The sequence below is a fragment of the Pseudomonas sp. IT-P176 genome (genome assembly GCF_949767245.1).
In the GTDB taxonomy this organism is placed as follows: Bacteria; Pseudomonadota; Gammaproteobacteria; order Pseudomonadales; family Pseudomonadaceae; genus Aquipseudomonas.
This window is the reverse complement of the sequence record NZ_CATKPN010000048.1, coordinates 51,613-58,747: the sequence shown is the minus strand read 5'-3', so window position 1 is coordinate 58,747 and position 7,135 is coordinate 51,613. Positions and strand designations below refer to the sequence as shown.

5 protein-coding genes are annotated in these 7,135 nt (G+C 66.4%); 4 read left to right on the top strand and 1 reads right to left on the bottom strand.

The genetic code is table 11. From position 1 onward, the window contains the following. Nucleotides 1-209 precede the first annotated feature (209 nt). From lexA to ACM6IP_RS14695, 4 genes are read left to right on the top strand one after another with little or no spacing between them, the layout of a single operon-like run. On the top strand, nt 210-827 hold the full coding sequence (gene lexA, locus ACM6IP_RS14710; protein ID WP_095171750.1) for a transcriptional repressor LexA: 618 nt from the start codon (nt 210-212) through the stop codon (nt 825-827). Continuing rightward, on the top strand, nt 827-1,444 hold the full coding sequence (gene imuA, locus ACM6IP_RS14705) for a translesion DNA synthesis-associated protein ImuA (RefSeq protein WP_159996857.1): 618 nt from the start codon (nt 827-829) through the stop codon (nt 1,442-1,444). The genes lexA and imuA overlap by 1 nt, the downstream gene beginning before the upstream one ends. Before the next feature lie 7 nt (nt 1,445-1,451). Then, on the top strand, nt 1,452-2,867 hold the full coding sequence (locus tag ACM6IP_RS14700; protein ID WP_414861736.1) for a Y-family DNA polymerase: 1,416 nt from the start codon (nt 1,452-1,454) through the stop codon (nt 2,865-2,867). Further along, a complete protein-coding gene (locus ACM6IP_RS14695; protein ID WP_414861735.1) occupies nt 2,843-5,941 on the top strand; it encodes an error-prone DNA polymerase in 3,099 nt (1,032 codons plus the stop codon). Before ACM6IP_RS14700 ends, ACM6IP_RS14695 begins: the two co-directional genes overlap by 25 nt. Nucleotide 5,942: 1 nt before the next feature. Here ACM6IP_RS14695 and ACM6IP_RS14690 read toward each other — a convergent pair whose 3' ends face one another. Beyond that, complete coding sequence (locus tag ACM6IP_RS14690; protein WP_414861734.1) at nt 5,943-6,893, bottom strand: alpha/beta fold hydrolase; 951 nt, start codon at nt 6,891-6,893, stop codon at nt 5,943-5,945. Between the last annotated feature and the right edge of the window lie 242 nt (nt 6,894-7,135).

Below are 7,135 nucleotides of genomic sequence, written 5' to 3'. Positions count from 1 at the left end.
CCCCAGAGGCCGCTACAAAGTTGTGTAGATACCTATGCCGCGATGAGGCCAGTCCATTCAACATCGATAATGCCTGACACACCACCATCGCGAGCAAGCTCGTCCCTACGCAAGTTGGGCGGGCGCACCTGCGAGAACCCAAAACCACTGTAGCTATGGGTAACCCCTCGGCGGATGGCTCTTGTAAGAAATATTCGAGAGGAGTACAAATGTACTCCATGAATACTTTAACGCCTCGCCGTGCCGCCATCCTGACCTTTATCCGCGACCGTATCGCGCAACAGGGCCAATCCCCGAGCCTCGCTGAAATCAGCGAGGCCTTTGGTTTTGCCTCGCGCAGCGTGGCGCGCAAGCACGTGCTGGCGCTGACCGAGGGCGGGTTCATCGAGGTCAACCCGCATCAGGCACGGGGCATTCGCCTGCTCAACCAGCCGCGGCGCCCCGAGTTGCTGGACATCCCGGTGCTCGGGCGGGTAGCCGCTGGTGCGCCGATGGGGGTCGATGCCGAGGTGCACAGTCGGCTGTGGCTGGACCCGGCACTGTTCTCGCGGACCCCGGACTACCTGCTGCGGGTGCAGGGCGACTCGATGATCGGCGATGGCATCCTCGACGGCGACCTGGTGGGCGTGCGCCGCAGTGCCGAGGTGCAGAACGGCCAGATTGTGGTCGCACGGCTCGAAGGCGAAGTCACCATCAAGCGCTTTGAACGGGCCGGGGACAGCGTGCGCTTGCTGCCGCGCAACCCGGCCTACAGCCCCATTGTGGTCAGCGCCGATCAGGACCTGGCGATCGAAGGGGTGTTCTGCGGCCTGGTGAGACAAGGCTGATGGGTGCCGTCGTTGCGCTGGACACCCTGTTCCATCGCGGCCAGGTCTGGAAAGGCCGGCCTGCGCCCGCCGACGTCAGCCGCCAACCCACCGGGCATGCTGCGCTGGACGCGGCGTTGCCCAGCGGCGGCTGGCCGGAAGCGGCACTCAGCGAGATATTGATTGCCGGGCAGGGCGTCGGTGAGTTGCAGCTGGTGTGGCCGGCCCTGGCCCGGCTGACCGCGGACGGTGAGCGGGTGGTGCTGGTGGCGCCGCCCTGCGTGCCCTATCCCCAGGCGTGGCAGAACGCCGGGATCGACCTGCGCCAGTTGTCGGTCATCCAGGCCAGTGACCGCGAGGCCCTGTGGGCGGCGGAACAATGCCTGCGCTCGGGCAGTTGCGGCGCAGTACTGTGCTGGCCGAAACAGGCCGATGACCGCGCCTTGCGGCGTTTGCAGGTGGCTGCCGAAACCGGCCAGACCCTGGCCTTCGCCTATCGCTCGATCAAGGACGCGATCAACCCTTCGCCGGCAGCCCTGCGCATCGCTATCGATGCGCGGCCCGCCCAGTTGCGGGTGCTCAAGTGCCGCGGCGGGCTGGCCCGTACGGCGCCCATTGCCTTCGCCCCGGGGCATTGAGGTTGCTATGCGCTGGGTCTGTATCCTGTTCCCGCAACTGGCGCTGGACGCTGTCTTGCGTCAGCGCAGCGACCCCGACGAGCCGCTGGCGCTGCTGAGCGGCCCGGCACAACGCCGGGTGTTGCAGGCGGTGAATGAGCCGGCGCGGGCCCTGGGCTTGCGGGCCGGGCAGTCGATGACGGCCGCCCAGGCCCTGAGCAAGGCTTTTGCCTGCGCCGACTATGACCAGGCGGGAGTGGAACACTGGCAGCAGTTTCTCGCGGCCTGGGCCTACCGCTTCAGTTCCCAGGTCAGCGTGCATTTCCCACGTACCGTACTGTTTGAAATCGAGTCGAGCCTGGCGCTGTTCGGGCCCTGGCCGCAGTTCGAGGCCCGCTTGCGTGCCGAGCTGACGGCCCTGGGGTTTCGCCATCGCCTGGTGGCGGCGCCCAATCCCTTGGCCGCGCGGATCCTGGCCAACGCCTACGACGGCCTGGCGGTGTCGGACTCCCAGGCCCTGGGGCCGTTGCTTGGGCAGATGCCGGTCGAGCGCATCGGCCTGGCGCCGACGGTCGCCAGCGCCCTGTCACGCATGGGCCTGCGCACCCTTGGCCAGGTCCAGGCGCTACCCCGGCAAACCCTGGCCCGGCGGTTTGAGGCAGCGGTGCTCAAGCACCTCGATACCCTGCTGGGCGACCGACCGCTGGCCTTGGCCTTCTACCTGCCGCCGGACCGCTTCGACGTGCGCATCGAACTGAATTTTGATGTGCAATCGCACCAGGCCCTGCTGTTTCCGTTGCGCCGGCTGACCGCTGACCTGGCGGCGTTTCTCTGTGGTCGTGACAGTGGCGTGCAGCGGTTCGACCTGTACCTGGAGCACGCCGGCCTGCCTGATACCCTGATCAAGGTCGGGCTGCTGAGTGCCGAGCGCGACCCGGGCATGCTGTTCGAGCTGGCCCGGGGGCGCCTGGAACAGGTACAGGTCGAGGCCCCGGTACGTGGGTTTCGCCTGTCGGCGCAGGACTTGCCGAGCTTTGTACCGCAGCGCCGCGAGCTGTTCGACGAACGCCCGCAGCAATCCTTGCCCTGGGAGCAGTTGCGCGAGCGCCTGCGCGCCCGCCTGGGCGACGATGCCGTGCAGGGCCTGGGATTCCAGGCCGACCACCGCCCCGAGTGTGCCTGGCAACCCCATGCCCAGAGCCAGCCTGCCACGCTGCTGTCGCGGGCGCAGCGCCCGGGCTGGTTGCTGACCGAGCCGCAGGCGGTACAGGAAAGCGCGGCACGGATTCTCATGGGGCCGGAACGCATCGAGTCCGGCTGGTGGGATGGCGCCGATGTGCGCCGCGACTATTACCTGATCCAGACTCGTGCCGGGCAACAGGGCTGGGCCTATCGCGGGGTGGGCGAGGGTGGGCCGCTGTGGCTGCAGGGCTGGTTTGCATGAGCGGCGGGTATGCCGAGCTGCACTGCCTGTCGAACTTCAGTTTCCAGCGCGGTGCCTCCAGTGCCGGGGAACTGTTCGAACGGGCCAGGCGCCAGGGCTACCAGGCCCTGGCGATCACCGACGAATGCACCCTGGCCGGCATCGTTCGCGCCTGGCAAGCGGCCAGGGTGCAGGGGTTGCCGCTGATCATCGGCAGTGAAATGCGCATCGAGAACGGCCCGAAGCTGGTGCTGCTGGTGGAGAACATCGAGGGTTATCAGGCCCTGTGCCGCCTGATCACCCAGGCCCGGCGGCGTGCGGAAAAAGGCCAGTACCGGGTCCTGCGCGAAGACTTTGCCGAGCCCCTGCCCGGGCTGTTGGTCTTGTGGCTGCCGGACCCGGACGATGCGCCGGGCGAGGGCGCCTGGTTAAAAGGGCTGTTTGGCGCGCGGTTGTGGCTGGCGGTGGAGTTGCATTGCGGGCAGAACGATGCCCGGCGCCTGGCCGATCTGCAGGCCCTGGCGGCACAGTTGCAGATCCGCGCCGTGGCCAGCGGTGATGTGCACATGCATGCCCGTGGTCGCCGGGCGCTGCAGGACTGCATGACTGCGATTGCCCTGCATGTGCCGGTGGCCGCCGCCGGGCAGCGCCTGCACCCCAATGGCGAGCGGCATCTGCGCAGTCTTGAGGCGCTGGGTGAGCTGTATCCGCGCGCGCTGCTCGACGAAACCCTGGAGATTGCCCAACGCTGCCGTTTCGATCTCACTCAGTTGCGCTATCAATACCCTCGTGAGCTGGTGCCTGAAGGGCAGACGCCGACCTCCTGGCTGCGCCACTTGACCGCGCAGGGCCTGGCCCGGCGCTGGCCGCAAGGCCCGGACAGCAAGGTGCAGGCGCTGATCGACAAGGAACTGCAACTGATTGCCGAGCTGGGCTACGAGAGCTATTTCCTCACCGTCGAGGACATCGTCAGCTTCGCCCGGCGCCAGCGCATCCTGTGCCAGGGCCGAGGCTCGGCGGCCAACTCGGCAGTGTGTTTTGCCCTGGGCATTACCGAAATCGACCCGAGCCGGATGAACATGCTGTTCGAGCGGTTCCTGTCCCGCGAGCGCAACGAGCCGCCGGATATCGACGTCGATTTTGAGCACGAGCGCCGTGAGGAGGTCCTGCAATACGTGTTCCAGCGCTATGGTCGGCGCCGGGCGGCGCTGACGGCAGTGGTCAGCACTTACCACGCGGCCGGGGCGATCCGCGATGTGGCCAAGGTCCTTGGTTTACCGCCCGACCAGATCAACGCCCTGGCCGACTGCTGCGGCCACTGGAGTGACGACGCGCCGGGGCTTGCGCGTTTGCGTGAAAGTGGCTTTGACCCTGACACCCCGCTGCTGCGCCGGGTGTTGAGCCTGACCCGGCAACTGATCGGCTTCCCTCGGCACCTGTCCCAGCACCCGGGTGGCTTCGTGATTTCCGAGCAGCCGCTGGACAGCCTGGTGCCGGTGGAAAACGCGGCCATGGCCGAGCGCACGATCATCCAGTGGGACAAGGACGACCTGGACATGGTCGGCCTGCTCAAGGTCGACATCCTGGCCCTGGGCATGCTCAGCGCCATTCGCCGCTGTTTCGACCTGCTGCGCTACCACCGCGGGTTGGACCTGAGCCTGGCGAATATCCCGGCCGAAGACCCGCCGACCTACGAGATGATCTGCCGCGCCGACACCATCGGCGTGTTCCAGATCGAGTCCCGGGCGCAGATGTCGATGCTGCCCCGGCTGCAACCTCGCACCTTCTATGACCTGGTGATCGAAGTGGCGATCGTCCGTCCCGGGCCGATCCAGGGCGGGATGGTGCACCCCTATCTGCGGCGGCGGAACAAGGAGGAGCCAGAAACCTATCCCAGCGTGGCGCTCGAAGCGGTGCTCAAGCGCACCCTGGGGGTGCCGTTGTTCCAGGAACAGGTCATGCAGATCGCCATCGTGGCGGCCGACTACAGCCCCGGCGAGGCGGATCAACTGCGCCGCGCCATGGCCGCCTGGAAACGTCACGGTGGCCTCGACTCGCACCAGGTGCGCCTGCGCGAAGGCATGCTGAAAAACGGCTATTCAGAGGCGTTTGCCGCGCAGATCTTCGAGCAGATCAAGGGGTTTGGCAGCTACGGTTTCCCCGAGTCCCACGCCGCCAGCTTTGCCCTGCTGACCTACGCCAGTTGCTGGCTCAAATGCCATGAGCCGGCGGCGTTTGCCTGTGCCTTGATCAACAGCTGGCCGATGGGTTTCTACAGTCCCGACCAGATCCTCCAGGACGCGCGCCGGCATCAACTGCAGATCCGCCCGGTGGACATCAGCGCCAGTGCCTGGGATTGCAGCCTGGAACCGATTGCCCAGCAGCAGCCGGCGATCCGCCTGGGCTTGCGCATGATCAAGGGGTTTCGTGAGGAGGACGCCCGGCGTATCGAGGCGGCACGCCTGTGCCGGGCCTTCGTCGATGTGGCCGACCTTGGCCAGCGCGCCGGGCTCGATGCCCGGGCCCATGCGTTGCTGGCCGATGCCGGCGCCTTGCGTCCGCTCGCCGGCAATCGTCACCGGGCGCGTTGGGAGGTGGCGGGGGTGCAGCAACAACTGGGACTGTTCGCCGGCTTGCCGAGCCAGGACGAACCGCCGGTGAGCCTGCCGACCCCCACCGTCAGTGAAGACCTGCACGCCGACTACCACAGCGTCGGCACCACGCTCGGCCCCCATCCGCTGGCACTGTTGCGCGAGCAGTTGCGGGCCCGGCGTTGCCGCAGCTCACTGCAGTTGCTGGAGGTCGAACACGGACGCAACGTCAGCGTCGCCGGCCTGGTCACCGGCCGCCAGCGTCCGGGCACCGCCAGTGGCGTGACCTTCGTCACCCTGGAAGACGAGTTTGGCAACATCAACGTGGTGGTCTGGCGCGACCTCGCCGAGCGCCAGCGCAAGACCCTGGTCGGGGCGCAATTGCTCAAGGTCGACGGGCGCTGGGAAAAGGTCGGCGAAGTGCGCCACCTGATCGCCGGCCGCCTGAGCGACCTGAGTCCGCTGCTGAACGGCATCAGCGTGCACAGTCGGGATTTTCATTGAATCAGCCGTTGGCGAAATTGCGCAACAGTCGCGCGGTTTCCACTGGACGCTCCAGCATGGGCAAGTGGTTGCAGCCGTCCAGGGTCACCAACTGCCGGGCCTGATGGGGCGGCAGGCGGTTTTCCAGGGTCTGCAGGGCAGAGATATCGATCACTCGATCCTCGCGGCAGCCGACGCCGAGCACCGGTATGTTGAGCCGGCCCAGACGCGGGTCCAATGCCCGCCATTGGGAAGGCGGGCGGATTTGCTCCAGGGTCGATTCGATGAAGGCGCGCTGGGCGCGGTTGAGACTGATGGCGTCTGCCACCTGCTGGTCGGACATCGGCAGTGGATCGAGGTAGACCAGGCGCGCGGTGCGTTCGACACCGGCACGGTCATCGTAGATAAACGGGTTGTCACCGGCATTCAGGGCACGGATGAAGTCGTTTTCGACAAAGCTCAATCCCAGGGATCCGATCAGCGCCAGTCGGGCTACCCGCTGTGGCCGTTCGACGGCATGCACCCCGGTTATGGCGCCGCCCATGGAATGACCGACCAGGGTGAGCTGTTGGAGATCAAGCGCCTGGATAAACCCATCAAGGCGCGTCGCCTGGGCTTCAATGTCATAGTTCTGGCCCGGGAGGCGCGTCGATTCACCCCAGCCAGGAAGGTCGGGAATGATCAAGTGAAAGTCTGTGCCGAGGTCTGCGGCGAGGCGGGCCCAAACGTCCTTGCCGGAAGCAAACCCATGGACGAGCAGCAGGCTCGGGCCGTTTTTCTCGCCCTCGTAATAGGCCCAGGTCGTGTCACCGACCTGGATCGCACGGGACTGCAGGGCGGTGCCTGGGGGCGGCAAACCATCGGCACGGGCCGTGGCGAGGCAAGGCAGCAGGGCCAGCGCAAGACTGAGCAAATGGGCCAGCAGTCGGTTGCGGGATTTATCGCGACGGGTGAAGCGCGGGTCAACGTCCATGTCATTACAGTCCTGTAGGCGAGGTGGGTGGGCTCATGCCCTGCAGGATCGATTTGAAGAGGAGTGCGGCGTCGCGGCAATGCTGGCAACCGGGAAAAACTGCCAGTTGAAGTTTCCGCTTGCTGCCGACCTCGAAGGTGGCCGGCACAGCGCCTTATTAGTGCTGTCCTCGGCGATAGCACTTTGCAATAATGCCGCGCGCCGACTCCTCGAAGCCTGGCTGTCGATTTCCATCCCATCAT